Genomic DNA, 20,861 nt, shown 5'->3' with positions numbered 1-20,861 from the left:
CTTACTTGGCTTTTTCAATGTCGATGTATTGCCATTCCTGGTGCAGGATGGGGTGTTTTTTGTAGCCCAGCACGCCCGGCTGGGCCAGCATGTTGCGGTAGCGCGCGTAGCCCATCAGGGCGCCGGCGTTGACTTCCAGCAGGCGCGCCATCTTGTGGTACAGCAGGTCGCGCTCGGGGCCGGCCGCCATCTTCTGGCTGGCCGCGTACAGCTTGTCGTATTCCGGGTCCTGGTAGCAGCCGTTGTTGTTCTGGTGCGTGTTCGGGCCGTAGTACAACTGCATGAAGTTGTCGCCGTCCGGATAGTCGGCCAGCCACGGCGCGCTGCGGCTTTGCATCTTGCACTGCTTCTCGGTCTTCAGGATGTCGGAGAAGATCATGCGGTCGTTGACCATCTGGATGCCGATCGAGGTGTAGGTCTTGCGCCACATCTCGGCCTGCAACACGCCGCTGGCCTCGTTGCGCGAGGCGTAGTGCAGCACCAGCGGCTTGCCGTCGGGCAGCGTGCGCCAGCCGTCGGCGCCCTTCTTGTAGCCGAACTTGTCGAGCAGCTTGTTGGCCAGCACCGGGTCGTATTGCAGCAGGCTCTTGTAGTGCGGGTCGTGGCCGACGACGCCCGGCGGAATCGGGAATTCCATCTTCTCGGCCTGGCCTTGCCAGACGATGCGGATTTCCTCGTCGATGTTGTGGGCCATCGCGATGGCGCGCCGCAGGGCGATTTTTTCCTTCGCGAAGCCGCCCAGGATCGGGTCCTGCATATTCCAATAGTAGGAGGTGATTTCCGGGTCGATCAGGCGCGACAGCTGCACGCCGCGGGCCGCCAGCTCGGGCCGCAGCTTGCCGTCCAGCATGGCCTTCGGCGACAGCGGGCCGTCCAGCCAGAACAGGTCGGTGCCGCCGCTCTGGAACGACAGCCAGCGCGACTGGTCCTCGATCAACACGCTAATTTCAATACGGCCGATCTGCGGGATTTTCTTGCCCTTCATCTGGCGCACGATGCGCTGGTCGTCCGGGTCGTCGCCGGCCTCGAAGTCCCAGGTTTCGGGCAGGTGGTCGGTGTTTTCCTCGAGCACGATGCGGTTGCCGCGGACCCACTGGCCCAGCTTGTAGTGGCCGCTGCCGACCGGGTTCGAGGCGACCTCGCCCTTGACGTCGCCGTATTGCTGCACCACCTCGCGCGCCACCGCCGAGGTCGGCTCGTACGCGAGGATCATGCCGAGGTTGAAATCGGTCTGGGTCAGGTTGATGCGCAGCGTGTACGGGTCGAGCAGCTCGAAGCCGGGAATCGCCTTGTCGTAGTCGAACTTGCCGCTTTTCTTGGCGTCCTTGGCCAACTGGTCGAGGCCGACGACCTTGTTTTCCAGCAGCCAGGTGTGGGCCGACGCCAGTTTCGGGTCGAACAGCCGCTTCCACGAGTACACGTAGTCGGCCATCGTCACCTCGCGCCGCTTGCCCTTGAAGGCCGGGTCGGGCGTGAAAACGATGCCCTTTTTCAGGCGGATCGTATAGGTCTTGCCGTCGGCCGACACCTCGGGCAGCGCGGCGGCGGCGTGCGGGGCCAGCTTGGCCGGGCGCGCCAGGTAATCGTAGGTGAACAGCGGCTCGAAAATGGCCTGCGTGATGTGGTTCGAATACAGGTCGCGCGCGGTGGCCGGATCGAAACCCGTTTCCGCCGCCGGCAAGATATAGCGCAACACCTTCACCGGCTTGCCCGCCTCGTCCGGCGCGGCCGCCGCCAGCGGCGCCAAGGCGCCCAGCGCTGCCGCCAGCGTCAAGCGCTGGCCCCATTTTGATCTCATCTGCAACCCTTCCATGTCTTGTTGTGACGCCCCGTATCAGTGCGCCGCGCCGACCGGCCCCCGGTTGGCGGGGGCCGGCGTTGAACGCCCGTTTCACTAATGCAAGTTCCGTGCCGGTTGGGTGCGGTCCCTGGTATTGTGCCGCGCCCAAAAAGAGGCGTAACGATAACGCATATTCCACCGTCTTGGCGAACCCCGGCGGACATAAATATTTTGCGCCGGCGCCGGCGCGCGCGGAAAACGCGGATGTGCGCCGGACTGGCCAAACGTGCTGCGGCGCAGCATCGGCGGACGCAGGAGGCCGGCCGGTCCGCGCGCCGGCCCGGGGTAAGTGGTTTACACCGTAATAAAGCGCTTTTTGCGCCGCAACATACGCGGCCCCACTCTGTAAATAATGACGATTACGGCAATTTTATTGGTGTTGTTTCTATGTTGAACGAACATGCCGGCGATTGACAGCCGCGGGGGCGCGGTGGTCTTATCGATTAATAAAAAATCAATATGATTTTTTTGACAGAGTTAAGGAAACGACCTCCCCCGCCCCCAACCAATACCGTTACTTACTGGAGCCAGCACCATGATCAGGATGGAAACCGTTGAAACCGTGATATCGCGCTCGGTGCGCCTGCTGTGCGCCGGCGGCGTCGCCGCCCTCGCCGCCGCCGCGCTGGCCCAGCCGGCCCTGGCCCAGGACGGCAATATGCAACGGGTTGAAATTACCGGCTCAAGCATCAAGCGCGCCAGCGCCGAGACGGCCTCGCCGATCCAGGTGATCGGCCGCGACGAGTTGCTCAAATCGGGCAAAAGCAGCGTCGCCGACTTCCTGCAAACCCTGACCGCCGACGGCGCCGGCTCGCTGCCCACCGGCTTTGGCAACGGTTTTGCCGCCGGCTCGACGGCGATCTCGCTGCGCGGCCTGGGCGCGACCTCGACCTTGGTGCTGCTCAACGGGCGGCGTATGGCGCCGTTCGCGCGCGCCGACGACGGCCAGAAAAGCTTCACCGACCTGAGCAGCGTGCCGATGCAAATCGTCGAGCGCATCGAGATTCTCAAGGACGGCGCCTCGTCGACCTACGGCGCCGACGCCATCGCCGGCGTCGTCAACATCATCTTGCGCAAGGACTTCGAGGGCAGCATGCTCAAGGCCGACACCGGCGTCTCCGGCGACGGCGACGCGCGCCAGCACAAGGCCTCGCTGAGCGTTGGCAAGGGCAACCTCGAGCGCGACAACTACAACCTCGTCGTCAACGCCGAATACAGCAAGTCCGACATGCTGTTCAACAAGGACCGCGCCGGCCGCGACTGGATCGGCAAGGGCGACCTGCGCGCCTACGGCTACCCGATCGGCACCCAGTTCGCCTCCGGCTACATCAACGGCAACAACGACGCCACGGCCGGCCCGGCCGGTTCGATCCGCAACCCCGCCACCCTCGACTACGTTTCCCTGCCGGGCTGCGCCGGCCTGTCGGCGTCGGCCCCGCCCGACCCGAAGGGCGGCTGCCTGTGGCACCACGACCAGTTCCGCGCGATGCAGCCGAAGATCGAATCGGTCAACCTGTACGGCCGCGGCACCTGGCAGTTGCATCCCGACACCCAGCTCTACACCGAACTGGGCTACTCGAAGCGCGACACCTCCTTCCAGATGATCCCGCCGACCATCACCCCGACCGTGGCCTTCCCGTCGAGCGCGGCCAACCCGGCCGGCGTGATCAACTACGGCTCCGGCGCCGGCACCGCCATGTTGCTGGCCGCGAACCATCCGCAAAACCCGTATGGCGTGCCGGTGCGGGTGCGCTACACCGCCTTCGACGTCGGCGCCAGCACGCGCTCGGCGAACAACGAGTTCAGCCGCTTCGTCGCCGGCGCCAAGGGCAAGCTCGGCGACTGGGACTACGACGCCGCCTATGTGCATTCCGAGTCGAAACTGCACCTGGACTACAGCAACATGTTGAACCTGAACGTGGTGCGCGACGCGCTGGGCAACCCGGCCAGCCAGTATTTCCCCTACTACCTCGGAGCCCAGGCCGGCCGCAACCCGGCCTCGCTGTACGCGGCGATGGCGCGCAGCCTGCGCTCCGACTCCACCACCAAGCTCGACATCGTCGACGCCAAGGCCTCGCGCGAGCTGTTCGCGCTGCCGGGCGGCATGCTGGGCCTGGCCGTGGGCGCCGAGCACCGCCGCGAAAAACTCGACAACCCCTCGCTCGACGGCACCCGCGACGGCTCGGTCAACTCGAACTACGTCGCCGCCAAGGGCGACAGCAAGGTCTCGGCGCTGTTCATCGAGGTGGCGGCGCCGCTCGTCAACACGCTGGAACTGTCGGCCGCGCTGCGCTACGACAAGTACCAGAACTTCAGCTCGAGCACGCCGAAACTGGGCGCCAAGTGGACCCCGCTGAAAACCTTCGCGCTGCGCGGCACCTACGCCGAGGGCTTCCGCGCGCCCGGTCCGGCCGAGTCCGGCGCCGAAAGCCAGAGCACCGGCGCCGCGCCGACCGTCGACCCGGTGCGCTGTCCGAACGGCAAGACGCCGCTGTCGGGCGCCACCTCGACCGACTGCAACATCACCATCAACGCCGTCAAGCTGGGCAATCCGAACCTGCGTCCGGAAACCTCGAAGGGCTACACGCTGGGCCTGGTGTGGGATGTGCTCAAGGACACCAGCCTGTCGCTGGACGCGTGGAAGATCAAGCGCATTGACGAGATCAACCCGCTGCCGTACAACGAGGCGGCGGCGCTGCCGAGCGCGATCCGGGCCGACAATAACCTGAGCATCGGCGGCGTGGTCGCGCCCAACACCGGCACCCTGCTGCTGGCGCGCGCGCCCTACCGCAACTCCAGCTTCACCGAGATCAAGGGCGTCGACCTGGACCTCAAACAGCGCCTGCGGCTGGGCGAGTACGGCCGCGCCAGCGTCGGCCTGACCTGGACCCACATCGCCTCGTGGCTGCGGGCCGAGTCCGCCACGGTGCGCTACCAGTTCGCCGGCACCCACGGCAATTGCGACACCTCGAACTGCGCCGGCACGCCGAAGAACAAAATCAACCTGGTCGCCTCGTGGGACCGGGCCGACTGGAACGTCACGGGCACGCTGAACTACCGCTCGGACCTGAAGAACATCAAGTACCAGGGCGCCAAGTGCGCCACCGTGCTGGCCGACGGCGGCGACGCGCCGCCGGGCTGTACGCTGGCCTCGTTCACGACGCTGGACCTGTCGACGCGCTGGAACTACAGCAAGGCGCTGCAACTGTTCGCCTCGGTGTCCAACGCCACCGACAAGGTCGCCCCGCTGGACGCGCTGACCTACGGCGGCTTGAGCTACAACCCGATGGACGCCAGCGGCGCCATCGGCCGCTACTTCAAGCTCGGCGCCAGCTACCGGTTTAACTAGTCGGCGCGGCGGAGGTCGGCGCCGCCATGCTGCGGCGCCGCATGCGCGCGGCCGCCGCCGGTCGCCGCGCGCGCGGGCCTTTGCGCGCGGCCAAACGCCGCTCGCGCAGGCGTTGTTTAACCGCACAACCGCGCTGTAAATGTTGACACTAGGATCATCTGCTAGGTACATTGATTCGCAAATCTTGCTAAACGAATTAGCAAGGTTGCTGCACCGGTCGCCATGGCCACCCCACGTCGACTGCACTCGAAATAGCCAATCACGCTTTTAAAAGGGAGTTCCGCACATGTTCAGAGAATCAGTTTTGTCGCGTTCCGTTCGTATTATTTGTGCCGGTGGTTTTGCCGCGAGCTTAGGTATGCTGGCGCAGCCGGCGCAGGCGCAGGAGGCTGCACCGATGCAGCGCGTCGAGGTGACGGGGTCGTCGATCAAACGCCTGGTGTCGGAAACGGCCAACCCGCTGAGCGTGATCAAGGCGGAGGAATTCATCAAACAGGGCCTGACCACGGCCCAGGAAGTGCTGAGCAAGATCCCGTCCAACCAATCGAACCTGGGCAGCGGCAACTCCGTCGGCGGCAACTCCAGCGGCCTGCCCACCGGCGGCCAGGCCGGCGCCGACTTGCGCGGCCTGGGCGGCGACAAGACCCTGGTGCTGCTGAACGGCCGGCGCATCGCCAACCACCCGTACGACGGCGCCAGCGTCGACTTGAACATCATTCCGCTGTCGGCGCTGGACCGGGTCGAAGTGCTGCGCGACGGCGCCTCGGCGATCTACGGCACCGACGCCATCGGCGGCGTGATCAACTTCATCACCAAACGTTCGGTCAACGTCACCAACATCACCGCCGAAGTGGTGGCGCCGCAACACAAGGGCGGCGGCGAGCATCGCGTCAACCTGTCGTCCGGCTTCGGCAAGCTCGACACCGACGGCTTCAACGTTTTCGGCGTGGTCGACTACCACAAGCAAAAAGTGCTGACCTCGCAGCAGCGCGAGTTCTCCAAGACCGGCGTGAACCGCGCCCGCGGCCTCGACACGACCAGCGGCACCACCTTCCCCGGCAACTATTACGACGCCACCGCGGACCTGGCCGGCAATCCCAGCTTCGCCACCGGTTGCCAGCCGCCGCTGTCGGTGCCCAGCGTCGACAACAATACCTGCCGCCAGGATTACACGCGGCAGATCGACAACTTGCCGGAGCAAAAGCAACTGGCCTTCTTCGGCAAGGGCGCGCTGAAGCTGGGCAGCCACCTGGCGACGCTGGAATACCTGCATTCGGAAAGCGACGTGCGCGCGCGCACCGCGCCGCCGCCGCAAATCGGCCTGGTGCTGCCGGCCAGCAGCCCCTACTATCCGGGCAACGCGGGCGGCGTGCCGGCCCAGCCCGGCTTGTCCGGCGATCCGCTCAGCGTCAACTGGCGCCCGATCGACGCCGGCCAGCGCCAAATCGACTCGAAGGGCCGCACCGACCGCCTGTTGCTGTCGCTGGAGGGCGAACTGGCCGGCTGGGACTACCAGACCGGCTTGAGCCGCGCCATCAGCAAATCGGCCGAAAACTTCACCGGCGGCTATGTGCAGGACGCCTCGTTTGCGGCCGGCGTGGCCAACGGCATCTTGAACCCGTTCGGACCGCAAAACGCCGCCGGCACCGCCTACCTGGCCAGCACCGCGCTGCGCGGCGAAGTGCAGAACGCCAAGGTGACCACGACCGCGCTCGACGCCAAGGCCAGCCGCGAGCTGATGCCGATGGCCGGCGGCATGATGGCGCTGGCGGTGGGCGCCGAGGTGCGCCAGGAGAAGGCCGACTTCTACGTCAACCGCGCGATCGCCTCGCAGGCCAGCAGCTCCGGCCTGTCGGGTTCGTTGTCGAAGGACGGTTCGCGCAATATCAAGGCGCTGTTCGGCGAACTGAATTTGCCGCTGGTCAAGGACCTGGAAGTGCAACTGGCGCTGCGCTACGACGATTACAGCGACGTCGGCAACACCACCAACCCGAAAATCGGCGTGCGCTACCAGCCCACCAAGCAGGTGTTGCTGCGCGGCTCGGCCAGCACCGGCTTCCGCGCGCCGACGCTGTTCGAGAAAAACGGCCCGCCGTCGCGCAACGACACCAACGACTCGTACAGCGATCCGATCCTGTGCCCGGGCGGCGTCAAGCAACCCGGCGCCAACCCTTCGCGCGACTGCAAAACCCAGCAGTTCAAGCTGCAGGGCGGCAATCCCAACCTGAAGCCTGAACAATCCAAGACCTTCGCCGTCGGCATGGTCATCGAGCCGATCAAGGAAGTCACGCTGGCGCTCGACTACTGGAACATCGCGCTCAAGGACAAGATCTCCTCGCTGCCAGAGCAAAGCATTTTCGGCAACTACGAACGCTACAAGGCGCTGTTCCTGCGCAACGCCGACGGCTCGCCGAACGCCATCCTCGACCTCAACGACAACATCGGCGAAGTCAAGACCGACGGTATCGACGCCAGCCTGAACCTGCGCCTGCCGGCCAGCGCCTACGGCAACTTCACCGTCTCGCTGGACGGCACCTATGTGCACAAGTACGACTACCAGAACGAGCGCAACGGCGAGTTCATCCACAACGTCGGCCGCTACGCCGACAACAACGTGGTGTTCCGCTGGAAGCACAACCTGGCGCTGAACTGGCGCATGGGCGACTACAGCGCGACGCTGGCGCAGTCGTTTAAGTCGGGCTACACCGACCAGAACGCGGTCGATCCCGAGTTCAAGCAGGACATCGGTTCGTACAGCCTGATCAACCTGTCGGGCAGCTACGCCGGCGTCAAGGGCTTGCTGCTGACGGCCGGCGTGAAAAACCTGTTCGACAAGGAGCCGCCGTTCTCCAACCAGGGCACGCTGTTCCAGAAGGGTTACGATCCGCGCTACACCGACCCGGTCGGCCGCGCGTTCTACGTGCGCGCAGGCTATACGTTCTAATCGGCAGGGAGAAGGGCGCGCCGCAGACGGCCGCCCGAACCGGCGCCGGGAAGGCGGGGGAAACCCCGCGCCCGGCGCCGTTTTTTTGCGTTGACGGCCATGCCGGCGCGACGCGTCTGGCGGGCGCGTCGCCGCGCCCGGCCCCCGTCAGTCCTGTTGCAGGCGGCGCTGGCGCACCGCGGCGGCCAGGCCTTCGAGCACGGCAACACTCTGGGTCCAGTCGATGCAACCGTCGGTCACGGACTGGCCGTACACCAGCTCTTTGCCCGGCACCAGGTCCTGGCGCCCGGCCACCAGGTGCGATTCGACCATCACGCCGACGATGCGGCTGTCGCCGCCGGCCACCTGGGCGGCGATGTCGGCGCACACCGGCACCTGGTTTTCCGGTTTCTTCGAGCTGTTGGCGTGCGAGGCGTCGATCATCAGGCGCGCCGCCAAGCCTTGCGCGGCGATGGCCTTGCAGGCCTCCTCGACGCTGACGGCGTCGTAATTCGGCGCCTTGCCGCCGCGCAGGATGATGTGGCAGTCCTCGTTGCCGTTGGTCGAGACGATGGCCGAGTGGCCGCCCTTGGTCACCGACAGGAAATGGTGCGGCTGCGAGGCCGCCTTGATCGCCTCGACGGCGATCTTGACGTTGCCGTCGGTGCCGTTCTTGAAGCCGACCGGGCACGACAACCCCGACGCCAGTTCGCGGTGCACCTGCGATTCGGTGGTGCGGGCGCCGATCGCGCCCCAGCTGATCAGGTCGGCGATGTACTGCGGGCTGATCACGTCGAGGAATTCGGTGCCGGCCGGCAGGCCCAGCTCGTTGATGTCGCGCAGCAGCTCGCGCGCCATGCGCAGGCCGTCGTTGATGCGGAAGCTGTTGTCCATGTACGGGTCGTTGATCAGCCCCTTCCAGCCCACCGTCGTGCGCGGCTTCTCGAAGTACACCCGCATCACGATTTCGAGTTCGCCGGCGAAGCGCGCCCGCTCCTTCACCAGCAGGCGCGCGTATTCCATCGCCGCCTTGGTGTCGTGGATCGAGCACGGCCCGATCACCACCATCAGGCGGTCGTCCTGGCCGTGCAGGATGCGGTGCAGCGCGATGCGCGCGTCGGCGGCGGTCTGGCCGGCGTTTTCCGAGCAGGCGAATTCGCGGATCAGGTGCGACGGCGGCGTTAATTCTTTCATTTCGCGGATGCGCAGATCGTCGGTGCGTGGCATGGTGTTCTCCAAAAAGAGTCGAAAGATAAAACGTCGAAGTAAAAAAAAACCGCCATCGTTGGCGGTTTTCAGGATTTGCTGGGATCTCGTTTTTGCTTGCTACGTGAACCGGCCGCTACTCCACCGCCTTTGGGTTGGAATTGCTAAAGTAAAAATAACCGGTAAAAAATGGGAAGCTGTGCATGTCGGAATCCATTGAAGTCGCAACGACTATACCGCCAATCCACGCCGCTTGGCAAGGAAATTGTCCTTTTGTACTTTGTTGCGGCGCCGCGACATAGGCGAAACCAAGGGCGCGCACCCGGGGCCGGACCCCGACGGTCCGACCTTGCCGCCTTGGCGCCGGCTGCCCGCCTCGGATTTTTTTCAACGCCGGCGGCGCGCCATCCTCTTATCAGGCGGTGCCGCCGACGGTGACGCCGTCGATGCGCAGCGTCGGCTGGCCGACGCCCACCGGCACGCTCTGGCCTTCCTTGCCGCACACGCCCACGCCGGAATCGAGGCGCATGTCGTTGCCGATCATCGAGACGCGGTTCAGCACGTCGGGACCGTTGCCGATCAGCGTGGCGCCCTTGACCGGATAGGTGACCTTGCCGTTTTCGATCATGTACGCTTCGCTGGCCGAGAAGACGAACTTGCCGTTGGTGATGTCGACCTGGCCGCCGCCGAAGTTGACCGCGTACAGGCCGTTTTTCACCGACGCCAGGATTTCCGCCGGGTCCTTGTCGCCGGCCAGCATGTAGGTGTTGGTCATGCGCGGCATCGGCAGGTGGGCGAACGATTCGCGGCGGGCGTTGCCGGTCACCGGCATTTTCATCAGGCGCGCGTTCATCGTGTCCTGGATGTAGCCCTTCAGAATGCCGTCCTCGATCAGCGTGGTGCACTGGGTCGGATTGCCCTCGTCGTCCATGTTGAGCGAGCCGCGGCGGTCCGCCAGCGTGCCGTCGTCGACCACGGTGACGCCCTTGGCGGCGACGCGCTCGCCGATGCGCCCGGAGAACGCCGACGAGCCTTTGCGGTTGAAGTCGCCTTCCAGGCCGTGGCCGATCGCCTCGTGCAGCAGCACGCCGGGCCAGCCCGGTCCCAGCACGATCGTCATCGGGCCGGCCGGGGCCGGACGGGCGTCGAGGTTGACGATGGCGGCGTTGACCGCCTCGCTGGCGTATTGCTCCAGCAAGGCGTCGCTGAAGTAGTCGTAGCTGTAGCGCCCGCCGCCGCCGGACGAGCCCATCTCGCGGCGGCCGTTCTGCTCGGCGATCACCGTCACCGACACGCGCACCAGCGGCCGGATGTCGGCCGCCAGCACGCCGTCGCTGCGCACCACCAGCACCACGTCGTATTCGCCGGCCAGGCCGGCCATCACCTGCACCACGCGCGGGTCCTTGGCGCGCGCCATTTTCTCGACGCGCTCAAGCAGCTTCACCTTGGCGGTGGCGTCGAGCGAGTCGAGCGGGTCGTTCGGCAGGTACAAGGAGCGCCCGCCCTGCTGGCGCATGGCGCCGGCGACCTTGACCTTGCCGGCGCCGGCGCGCGCGATGGTGCGCGTGGCGGCCGCCGCTTCCAGCAGCGCGCTTTCGGAGATTTCGTCCGAATACGAAAAAGCCGTCTTGTCGCCCGACACCGCGCGCACGCCGACGCCCTGGTCGATCGAGAAACTGCCGGTCTTGACGATGCCCTCTTCCAGGCTCCAGCCCTCGTTCTTGGTGAACTGGAAATACAGGTCGGCGTAGTCGACCTTGTGCGTAAACATCGTGCCCAGCGCCTTCAACAGCTTGGCCTCGTCCAGGCCGAACGGCGTCAGCAGGATCTCGCGGGCCACCGCCATGGTGGAGAGGTTCGGTTCAAATAGGTTCATGATGGTGTCTTTTCGTCGATGTTGTTTAATTATGCCGCATTACATGGTGCGGTGCTGCAGGGCCGGCAGCGACTCGCGCACGCTGGCCAGGAAAAGCGGGTCGACCGCGCCGCTGACCACGCCCTCGCCCTCGGGCAAGAGCGCCTTGATCTCGCCCCACGGGTCGATCAGCATGCTATGGCCCCAGGTGCGGCGGCCGTTCGGGTGCAGCCCGCCCTGCGCGGCGGCCAGCACGTAGCATTGGTTTTCAATCGCCCGCGCGCGCAGCAACACCTCCCAGTGCGCCAGGCCGGTGGTGTGGGTGAAGGCGGCCGGCACGACGATCAGCGCGCACGGCCCCATCGCCCGGTACAGCTCGGGGAAGCGCAGGTCGTAGCAGACCGACAGGCCGACCCGGCCGAATGGCGCCTGGAAGCTGCCCACCGCCGCGCCCGGCACGATGGTGCGCGCCTCGTCGTAGGATTCGCTGCCCTTGGTGAAGCCGAACAGGTGGATCTTGTCGTAGCGTCCGGCCGGCCGGCCCTGCGGGTCGTACACCAGCGTGGTGTTCAAGACCTTGCCCTCCAACTCGCTGGCCAGCGGCAGCGTGCCGCCGATCAGCCAGACGCCGTGCTGGCGCGCCATCTGCGCCATGAAGTCCTGGATCGGGCCGCGCCCGGCCTGCTCGGCGTGGGCCACCTTGTCGCTGTCGTGCTGGCCCATGATGGCCCAGTATTCCGGCAGCGTCACCAGGCAGGCGCCGGTGGCGGCGGCCTGGCCGATCAGGCGGCGCGCCGTCTCGATGTTGTCGGCCACCGACGGCGAGGAAATCATCTGTACTGCTGCAACTGTATCCATAGAAATTCTTGCCCGTTCTCGTTTGATGAGCGTGACGCTCCACACCGGGGACAGACCACGATTTCCGCGCTCCACACCGGGGACAGACCACGATTTCCGGGAAACTTCCCCCGGAAATCGTGGTCTGTCCCCTCGCCCCCTGCCCCCTCGGCCCCGCGCTTAATTCGCCTTGGCCGGCGCAGCCTCCAATTTACCACTATCGAGCTTGCTTATCACGGGCGCCTTCCACGGCCCCGTCACTTGCATATGGTAGGTCAGCGCCTTCATCACCGGCGCGCGCAAGAACAACTGCGCCAGGAAGCTGCCCAGGCCGATGACCGGGTTGACCGCCAGCGCGTATACCAGCGGCCCGGTGCCGAGGTTGAACTCGGGTATCACCACCACGTGCAGGTTGGTCGATTCGTTGGCGATGTCGGCGCTGCCGTCCATTAACACGGTGGCGGCCACGCCGTGCATTTTCAAGTTGTCGGTCTTGACCACGCCGCGCGCGATGCTGGCGTTGGCGCTGATGCCGTCGAACGCCAGCCCCTCCGAAAAGACGTCGTGGAAATCCAGCTTGAGCAGGCGCGGCAGGGCCTGCAGGCTGAGCACGCCCAGCAACTTGGCCGCGCCCGGGTCTTGCTTGAGGAACTGGCCCGATTCGACGTTCATCACCAGCTGGCCGCTCAGGCTGGGGATGTCCAGCGAATACGGCAAGCCCTTCCAGCTGATGTCGCCGCTCAGCTTGCCCTTGCCCTTGCGCACCGTGTCGGCGAAGCCGAAGCGGTCCAGCAGCCTGCCGGCGTCGGCGATGTCGAGCGTGAAGTTCAGGCTGGTGTTGCTCTGGCCGTCGCGCAAAATCCATTTGCCGGTGCCCTTCAGCTCGCCGTCGGCGTTGGCCAGCGATAACTTGCTGACGCGCCAGTCGCGCCCGGTGGCGGCGGCGTTGTAGGCTTGCAGTTCGAGCCGGCCGATCTGTTTGTTGAACAATTCGAAGCGCTCGGCCACGATGTCGAGCGCGGGGATGCTTTGGGCCGCGCCGTTTTTACCTTCTAGCAAGTCCTTGACGTCGGCGCCGGCCGACTCCGGAATAATCAGCGAGGATAACCGCGCCGTCACCTTGCCCAGGCCGGACGGCGTTTCGACCCAGCTGACGTAGCCGGACACGCGGTTGGAATCCACGTTGGCCTGCCACAGGCCCTTCTGGTGGGTGGCGCCGACGACGACGTTGTCGAGCTTGCGTTCGCCCAGGATCATCTCGTCGGCGCGCGCCGCCATCAGGTCCGGCAGCACGTACTGGCCCAGCTCCGGGGCGCCGGGGTCGCCGGCCGCGGTCGCGCCGGGGGCGGCGGCCGGGCCGGCGATGGCGCCGCCGAGGTTCAGCCAGGAGTCGACGTTGAGCGACTTGAGGTTGACGTTGATCATCATGCCGCTGTCGGGCTCGGGCGCCGGCGTGTTCACGCCGATGCCGCCGCGCACCACCCGCCAAGCCTCGCCGCCCTGCTTCTCGCGCTGGTAGCGCGCGGCGATGCCGCCGCCGAGCGCGATGCGGATGTCGTCGCGCATCAAGCCGGCCTCGTTGGCGGCGCCGCCGCTGAGCACGAACTTCAGCGGCAGGCTGTCGGGCGCCGCCTTCTTCGCCGGGACCGGGAAGTCCAGGCCCAGGCCGACCAGGTTCGAGTCGACCGCGACCTGGAACTGGTGCTCGCGCGCCGTCACCAGCGCGCTGTAGCGGGCGCCGCCGCTCAGGTGCCCGGCCAGGCGCTGCATCACCGGCGCCGGATAGGCCTTGCGCAAGCCGTCGGCGGTGACGTTGCCGGCGATGCGCACGACGATGCTATTGTCGCGCTGGCTGCCGCCCGACACCGCCACCGGGCCGCCGACGAAGCTGCCGCCCAGGCTGTTCAGGTTGACGCCCTTCTCGTTGAACTCGATGCGCCCCAGCGTGCCCTGCACCGGCGGAAAGTCGTGGAACAGCGTAATGTCGTTGCCCGCCAGTTGCAGCGCGCCCTGCACCTTGGCCTCGACCATGTGGTGCAGCGGCAGGTGCAGCTTGAGCGCCAGCTTGGCGTTGCCGCTGGCCGAGGTCTGGTCGGTGAAGTGGGAAATCCACTCCAGCACCGGGCTGGCCGCCATGTACTTCAGGAATTCCTGCATCGGCCCGGACGCGCCGCCTTCGATGTCGAGCATTTTTTCCGGCACCGTCAAGTCGGCGATCACCGCCTTCACGCCGGACAGCGCGACGCCGCCGGTGGTGGCGCTGTCGCCGCGGATTTCCATGCGCGCGCGCTCGAACACGAAGCCGCCCTTGATGTGCTCGGCCTGCGGCCACAGCGGCGCCTTGCCGTCCTTGGCGACATGCCCGGGCGAATAGTTCAGCTTGGCGTTCTCGAGCCGGCCGGCAACGCGGAATTCGCCGCGGCTGCGCTCCTGCGGCGTGTCGGCCTTGAACGGGAAATGCGCCAGCTCGCCGCGCAGGCGCAGGCCGACGTCGCTGGCAACGCCGTCCTCGAGCGCGCCGACCAGCCAGTGGCGCAGGTCGGCCGGGGTTTGCAGCGGCAGGTAGCGGTCGATGGTTTTCAGGTCGAAATTGTGCACGGTGCCGCTGAAGTCGGCGCTGCCCAGGCCCTTGCCGGGCGCCGCGTCGAGCGGCAGCAGGTGCGAGCCCTTGAGCGTGGCCGACAAGCCCTGTTGGACGAAGTCGAGGCCGTCGACGTCGACCCGCAGCTTGCTGCCGCTTTCGAACGACCAGCGCGCCTTCAGGTTGAGGCGCTCGAACGGCATGGCCGGCTCGCTGAAGTAAGCGGGCATGCGCAGCACCAGGTCGCGCGAGGCCAGCGTGACGCTGCCGCCCCGCTCGCTGGCGTCGATGGCGCCGCTCAAGTTGTCGAAGCCGGGCAACGCGGCCGTCGCCGGCACGGCCGCGTCGGCGCCGTTCCTCGGCTGCGCCGGGCGCGCCGGCTGGGCCCGCAGGCCCAGCCCCGCCAGTTGGCCGCGCACGCGGTAAGACTTCACCTCGGGCAAGGCGCCCTGCCACTCGGCCGAGAAATTGTGCAGCCGGCCGCTCGGCGCCAGCGCCTCCAGCGCCTGGCGCTGCGCCGCGGCCAGCGGCAGGCGCGCGGCCAGCGCCGCCATGGTTTGCAGCTCCAGCGAGCGGGCCTTGATTTCCACCCGCTGCGGCTGGCCGGCGGCGGCGGCGACGTAGCGCTCCGACAGCGAAGTTGGCGGCAGGCTCAGGCCGTCCCGGGTTTCCAGCGAAAACGCGCTGAGGCTGACGGCGTGGCCGCGCGCGCCGAAGGTCGGCTTGCCGTCCTGCGCGTCGGCGGCGATGACCTCGTGCGCCGAGACGCGCCCGCTGACGCGCACCAGGTCCAGCGCCGGCAGCTCCGGCCCCAGTTGCGCCAGCACGTCGGTCAGGCCGACGTCGGCGGTGAAGCCGGCCAATTTGGCGTGGTCCAGCGTCAGCCAGGCGCGCAGCGCGCCGCGGCCCCGGCTCAGTTCAAACGGAAAATCGATATGGCTTGTCAGGGCCGCCAGGTCGGCGTCCTTCAAGTCGGCGAAAATTTCGCCCTTCCACATGCCGACGTCGGAAACGCGGCGCGCGAAAGGCGGGTGGGAAAAGCGCGCCCGCACGTCGATCGGCGCGGCCAGGCCGGCCGGCGGCGTCGCCTGCAAGCCGAACTGGTGGCTGCGCCATTTGTTGCGCAGCAGCAGGTTGAGCTTGTCGAGCGCCAGCGGGACGTTGCCGCGCAGCTCGTCGGTCCAGCGCAGGCGCCCTTCGCGCACGACGATTTCGCGCTGCGACAGCAACCAGTCGGCGCCGGCGCCGTCGCCGCCGGCGCCGCCCAGCGCCACGCCGGCGGCGTACAGCGTGCCGTCGGCGGCGCGGCGCACGTCCAGGTCGGGGCGGATGATTTCCAGCGATTCGAAACGCACGCCGCCGGACAGCACGCTCCACCAGGACAGCGTGGCCGACACGCTCGGCAGGCTCAGCACGGTGCGCCCGGCGCCGTCGCGCAGCGTCACGTCGCCCAGGAACAGGTTCGGCCGCAGCCCGCTCCACGACGCGTAAATGCGCGCAATGGCGACCCGGTTGCCGATCGCCCGGCTGGCGGCCTGTTCGATGCCGCCCTTGTAATAGTCGATATTCGGCAGGATCGCGTAGCGCAGGAACAGGAACAGGACGGCGAACAGGAAATACGCGGCCACGGCCAGCTTGACGCTAAAGCCCAGCACGTGGTGGGTTGCCAGGTTGCAAATCCGATAGGCGCTACGCATCCTGCGCCAGCGCACGGCCAGGGGCACATGCGCGTTCACGGTCTCCTCTGGCGGTTTTTGCATCAATAAGCTAATAAATCGGGTCCGGCGTAAAAAAAAGCTGAATAAAAGGCGCACTTGCTTCAAAACCACGCCTCCCTTACCATCGTCCTGGCGGGGCGGGCGGCGCGGGTTTCCGCCCGCGGCCCAATTCTACCGCATACCCACCGGAAAGAACGCCGCTTTGCCCAGCATTTCGGCCTTCCTTTGCCATTTACCCAGCCACTTACCGAGCCCCACAGAACGCCACCGATGAGCCACTCCCCCCTGATCTCCGCCTCCCGTTTCTACCAGCGCTGGCTGGGCGCGGCCCCCGACCGCGCCGCCAAGGTGGCGCAACTGGCGCGCCTGCCGCTGGCCGGACTCGACTTCGCCGCCGCGCTGGAACGCGAGGCCCGCCCGGAAGGGGCTGTGGCGGCGCTGCCGCTACCGCGCGCCATGCGGCGCCTGCGCAACCTGCTGGTGGCCGGCCTGATCGAGCGCGACCTGGATGGCCGCGCCGACCTCGCCGAGGTGGTCGGCGCGATGACCGGCTTCGCCGACTTCGCCATCCAGACCCACCTGCGGGCGCTGATGGCCGAGACGGTGGCCGCGCACGGTATGCCCATCGGTCACGAATCGGGACTGCCGCAGGAAATGCTGGTGTTGGCGATGGGCAAACAGGGCGGCGGCGAACTCAACGTCTCTTCCGACATCGACCTGATCTTCGTCTATCCGGAGGACGGCGACACGCTGGCCGACGGGCCGGGCCAGCGGCCGCTGTCGAACCACGAATTCTTCACCCGCCTGGGCAAGAAACTGATCGCCGCGCTCGCCGAAATCACCGAGGACGGCTTCACCTTCCGGGTCGACATGGCGCTGCGCCCGAACGGCAACTCCGGCCCGCTGGTGGCCAGCCTGAACATGGTCGAGCAATACCTGATCGTCCAGGGCCGCGAATGGGAGCGCTACGCCTGGGTCAAGGCGCGCGCCGTCAGCGGCACCGAGGCCGACATCGCCGCGCTCGACGCCATCGTGCGCCCGTTCGTGTTCCGCCGCTACCTCGACTTCGGCGTCATCGACGCGATCCGCAACATGCACGGGCAAATCCGCGCCGAGGTCGGCCGCCAGGAGCGCCTGCACCCGGACCGCAGCAACAACGTCAAGCTGGGCCGCGGCGGCATCCGCGAAATCGAATTCCTGGCGCAGGTGTTCCAACTGATACGGGGCGGGCGCGACGCCGCGCTGCGGGACCGCTCGACGCGCGCCACGCTGCGGATACTGGCCGAGAAAACCCTGCTAACGCCGGACATCGTCGAACAACTGCTGGCATCCTACACCTTCCTGCGCAACCTCGAACACCGCCTGCAATACCTCGACGACGCCCAGACCCACACGCTGCCGCCCAACGACGCCGACCGCCTGGTGGTGGCGCAGATGATGGGCCTGGCCGACACCGCCACGCTGCTGGCGCGGCTCGAATGGCACCGCGCCTTCGTCGCCGGGCAGTTCGACGAAATGTTCAGCGACAAGAGCGCGCCGCCGGCCGACGGCAATCTCGACCCGCAGGCCAGCAACGACTGCGCCGACCCCGACAACCACGAGGCGATCGAGGCGCGCTTCCGCGCCCTCGGCTTCGTCGAGCCGCCGGCCGCCGCCAAGCGCCTGATCGCCACCTGGCAGGCGCCGCGGCTGCAATCGATGCCCGAGGCCAGCCGCAACCGCCTGGTCGCGCTGGTCAACCTGGCGCTGCCGCTGATTGCCAAGAACGCCCCGGCCAGCGGCCCGGGCGACCAGCTGACCACGCTGGGCCGCCTGCTCGACTTCCTCGAAGCGATCGCGCGCCGCTCGGCCTACCTGTCGCTGCTGACCGAATACCCGCACACGCTCGAACACGTGGTGCTGATGGTCTGCGCCAGCGGCTGGGCCGCCACGTTCCTGACGCTGCACCCGATTTTGCTCGACGAGTTGCTGGACGCGCGCATCCGCAACGACGTGCCGGACCCGACGGCGCTGGCGCGCGAACTGCAAGAACAGCTCGACGGCGCCACCGGCGACACCGAGCGGCAGATGGACGTGCTGCGCGAAATGCACCATGCCCAGCTGTTCCATTGGCTGGCGCAAGACCTGGCCGGCGACCTGACGGTGGAAAAACTCGCCGATTACCTGTCCAAGCTGGCCGACATCATCGTCGCCGCCACCATCCAGTCGGCTTGGCAGGCGCTGGCGACGCGCCACCGCGAGGTGCCGAAATTCGCCGTGATCGCCTACGGCAAGCTGGGCGGCAAGGAACTCGGCTACGTCTCCGACCTCGACGTCATCTTCCTGTACGACGACGACGACCAGGACGCCCCCGGCCTGTACGCCAAGCTGGCGCAGCGCTTCATCACCTGGATGACCTCGCACACCTCGGCCGGCATCCTGTTCGACGTCGACATCGCGCTGCGCCCGGACGGCGCCTCCGGCATGCTGGTGTCGAGCGTGCAGGCGTTCGAGCGCTACCAGGCCAACTCGGCCTGGGTGTGGGAACACCAGGCGTTGACGCGGGCGCGTTTTTGCGCCGGCGACGCCGGCATCGGCGAGCGCTTCGAGCAAATCCGCGAAGACGTGCTGCGCCGCGAGCGGCCCCAGGACGGGCCGCTGAAGCAGGAGGTGCTGACGATGCGCAAGAAAATGCGCGACGCCCACCCGTCCCGCCCCGGCCGCTTCGACCTCAAGCAAGACCCGGGCGGCATGATCGACATCGAATTCATGGTCCAGTTCCTGGTGCTGCAACACGCGGCGCGCTACCCGCAACTGACCGCCAACGTCGGCAACATCGCCCTGCTCAAGCTGTGCGGCGAGCTGGACTTGATCGACGCGGCGCTGGCGGCCCGCGCCGCCGACGCCTACCGCGCGCTGCGCAAGCTACAGCACCAGATCCGGCTGCAGGGCCAGGACTCGGCGCGGGTCGAACCGGCCCAGGTGCGGGCGCACACCGACAGCGTACGGCAACTATGGACGGGCATCTTCGGTGACAAGGCCGCGTAAATATTGTATAACTGTTTCAGTACGGAAAGAACGTTTAAGCCGGACGACAAGGCCGGATTCACCATTGCACTTTTGGAGAGCGTCACAATGAAAGCACTCGTTACCGCAGTCGCAGTGAGCCTCAGCATCCTCGCCATGCCGTCCGCGGCGCTGGCGGCCGACAAGGGCACGGCCGAGCAGGCCATCGCCATGACCAAGAAGGCCGTGGCGCTGATCAGATCGGCCGGCAAGGACAAGGCCTTCGCCGAGATTGCCGATCCGACCAACGCCACCTTCCACGACCGCGACCTGTATGTCTACGTCTACGACATGAACGGCATCACCCTGGCGCATGGCAACAATCCTAAGATGGTCGGCAAGAACCTGATCGAATTGAAGGACAACGAGGGCAAGGCCGTCATCAAGGGTTTGATCGAGATGGCCAACAGCCCGGCCGGCAAAGGCTGGGTCGAATTCAAATGGCCCAATCCGGTGACCAAGGCGGTCGAGCAGAAGGCCGGCTATATCGAGAAGGTCGACAACATCATCGTCGGCTCCGGTATCTACAAATAAGCCGGGTCGGCGCACGCGCCCGACCGCCCCGATGCCGATCCGCTACCTGTCCCGCCTCAGCGCCGAAAAACGCGACGCCCGCTCCGACCTGCATCTGGGTTGCGTGCTGGCCTTCGTTGCCGGCGCGGTCAACGCCGGCGGCTTCCTCGCCATCGGCCGCTACACCTCGCACATGACCGGCATCGTCTCCAACATGGCCGACGACCTGGCGCTGGGCAACGCCCGGGTGGCGCTGGCCGCGCTGGCGGCCTGGTTGGCTTTCATCGCCGGCGCGGCCACCACCGCCGTATTGATCAACTGGACCCGACGCCGCAAATTGCGCAGCCAATATGCGCTGAGTTTATTGCTGGAGGCGGCGCTGCTATTATTGTTCGGCCTGGCCGGCAATAACCTGGCGGCGATGCACGATATGCTGGCCCCGGTCACCGTGTTATTGCTGTGTTTTATCATGGGCTTGCAAAACGCGATCATTACCAAAATATCCGGCGCCTCGATCCGTACCACCCACGTCACCGGCCTGTCGACTGACATCGGTATCGAACTGGGCAAGCTCTTCTATTACAACCGCCACGCCCGGCCCGAATTACTGGTGCGCGCCAACCGCCAGAAACTCAAGCTACATTCCCTGCTGGTTTTGTTCTTCTTCGTCGGCGGCATATCTGGCGCGCTTGGCTTTAAACATATCGGCTTCTCCGCCACCATTGTTCTGGCCGCCGTGCTGGCGACCTTGGCCATCGGTCCGATCGTGCACGACGCGCATCTGCTGTGGCGCTATTACCGCCGTAAAGCTTGACAACACATGCCGCCCATATGACTGGCCGGGGATAACGTCAAGTCTAATTCCGGGGTTATGCCGTCAGCTTGATTATGTCGCAGCGCGCCCAGGACAGACAAAAAATTGACTTGTTTAAGCCAAAATTGAGCATGAGCGGCGCCCTTTCCAAGGGTTTCCGTAGATACTATGAATGAAGGC

General features: G+C 66.4%; 10 protein-coding genes. 5 read left to right on the top strand and 5 right to left on the bottom strand.

What is annotated here, in order from left to right; translation table 11 throughout:
* Window position 1 precedes the first annotated feature (1 nt).
* Window positions 2-1,798: an ABC transporter substrate-binding protein gene (locus tag JANGC3_RS0121915; protein WP_026133327.1), complete on the bottom strand. Its 1,797-nt coding sequence runs from the start codon at window positions 1,796-1,798 to the stop codon at window positions 2-4.
* A 577-nt stretch (window positions 1,799-2,375) separates the two neighbouring features.
* On the opposite strand from JANGC3_RS0121915, the gene JANGC3_RS0121910 reads away from it, so the two are divergent.
* Window positions 2,376-5,189, top strand: a complete 2,814-nt coding sequence (locus tag JANGC3_RS0121910) for a TonB-dependent receptor (protein ID WP_232429750.1) — start codon at window positions 2,376-2,378, stop codon at window positions 5,187-5,189.
* A gap of 358 nt (window positions 5,190-5,547) precedes the next feature.
* Window positions 5,548-8,133 carry a TonB-dependent receptor gene (locus tag JANGC3_RS0121905; RefSeq protein WP_017878631.1) on the top strand — a complete coding sequence of 862 codons (2,586 nt, stop codon included), beginning with the start codon at window positions 5,548-5,550 and terminating at the stop codon, window positions 8,131-8,133.
* 147 nt (window positions 8,134-8,280) lie between these two features.
* On the opposite strand, the gene aroG is transcribed toward JANGC3_RS0121905, so the two are convergent.
* From aroG to JANGC3_RS0121885, 4 genes are all read right to left on the bottom strand, one after another.
* The gene (aroG, locus tag JANGC3_RS0121900; RefSeq protein WP_026133325.1) at window positions 8,281-9,339 is read right to left on the bottom strand and encodes a 3-deoxy-7-phosphoheptulonate synthase AroG; all 1,059 of its coding nucleotides are present in this window, start codon (window positions 9,337-9,339) and stop codon (window positions 8,281-8,283) included.
* Window positions 9,340-9,733: 394 nt separating this feature from the next.
* On the bottom strand, window positions 9,734-11,194 hold the full coding sequence (gene tldD, locus JANGC3_RS0121895) for a metalloprotease TldD (protein WP_017878629.1): 1,461 nt from the start codon (window positions 11,192-11,194) through the stop codon (window positions 9,734-9,736).
* 39 nt (window positions 11,195-11,233) lie between these two features.
* Window positions 11,234-12,031: a carbon-nitrogen hydrolase family protein gene (locus tag JANGC3_RS0121890; RefSeq protein WP_081611947.1), complete on the bottom strand. Its 798-nt coding sequence runs from the start codon at window positions 12,029-12,031 to the stop codon at window positions 11,234-11,236.
* A 159-nt stretch (window positions 12,032-12,190) separates the two neighbouring features.
* Entirely contained in the window at window positions 12,191-16,351 is a 4,161-nt protein-coding gene (locus JANGC3_RS0121885) for a YhdP family protein (protein WP_017878627.1), read from the bottom strand.
* Between the two features lie 228 nt (window positions 16,352-16,579).
* Between JANGC3_RS0121885 and glnE the strand changes: the two genes are divergently transcribed.
* From glnE to JANGC3_RS0121870, 3 genes are all read left to right on the top strand, one after another.
* On the top strand, window positions 16,580-19,336 hold the full coding sequence (glnE, locus tag JANGC3_RS0121880; protein ID WP_017878626.1) for a bifunctional [glutamate--ammonia ligase]-adenylyl-L-tyrosine phosphorylase/[glutamate--ammonia-ligase] adenylyltransferase: 2,757 nt from the start codon (window positions 16,580-16,582) through the stop codon (window positions 19,334-19,336).
* 87 nt (window positions 19,337-19,423) lie between these two features.
* Window positions 19,424-19,888 carry a cache domain-containing protein gene (locus JANGC3_RS0121875; protein ID WP_026133324.1) on the top strand — a complete coding sequence of 155 codons (465 nt, stop codon included), beginning with the start codon at window positions 19,424-19,426 and terminating at the stop codon, window positions 19,886-19,888.
* Between the two features lie 31 nt (window positions 19,889-19,919).
* Window positions 19,920-20,681 carry a YoaK family protein gene (locus JANGC3_RS0121870; RefSeq protein ID WP_017878624.1) on the top strand — a complete coding sequence of 254 codons (762 nt, stop codon included), beginning with the start codon at window positions 19,920-19,922 and terminating at the stop codon, window positions 20,679-20,681.
* The last annotated feature ends 180 nt before the right edge of the window (window positions 20,682-20,861 follow it).

This window comes from Janthinobacterium sp. CG3, from assembly GCF_000344615.1.
Lineage (GTDB): Bacteria > Pseudomonadota > Gammaproteobacteria > Burkholderiales > Burkholderiaceae_D > Janthinobacterium.
This window is presented reverse-complemented; position numbering and strand designations above follow the sequence as displayed.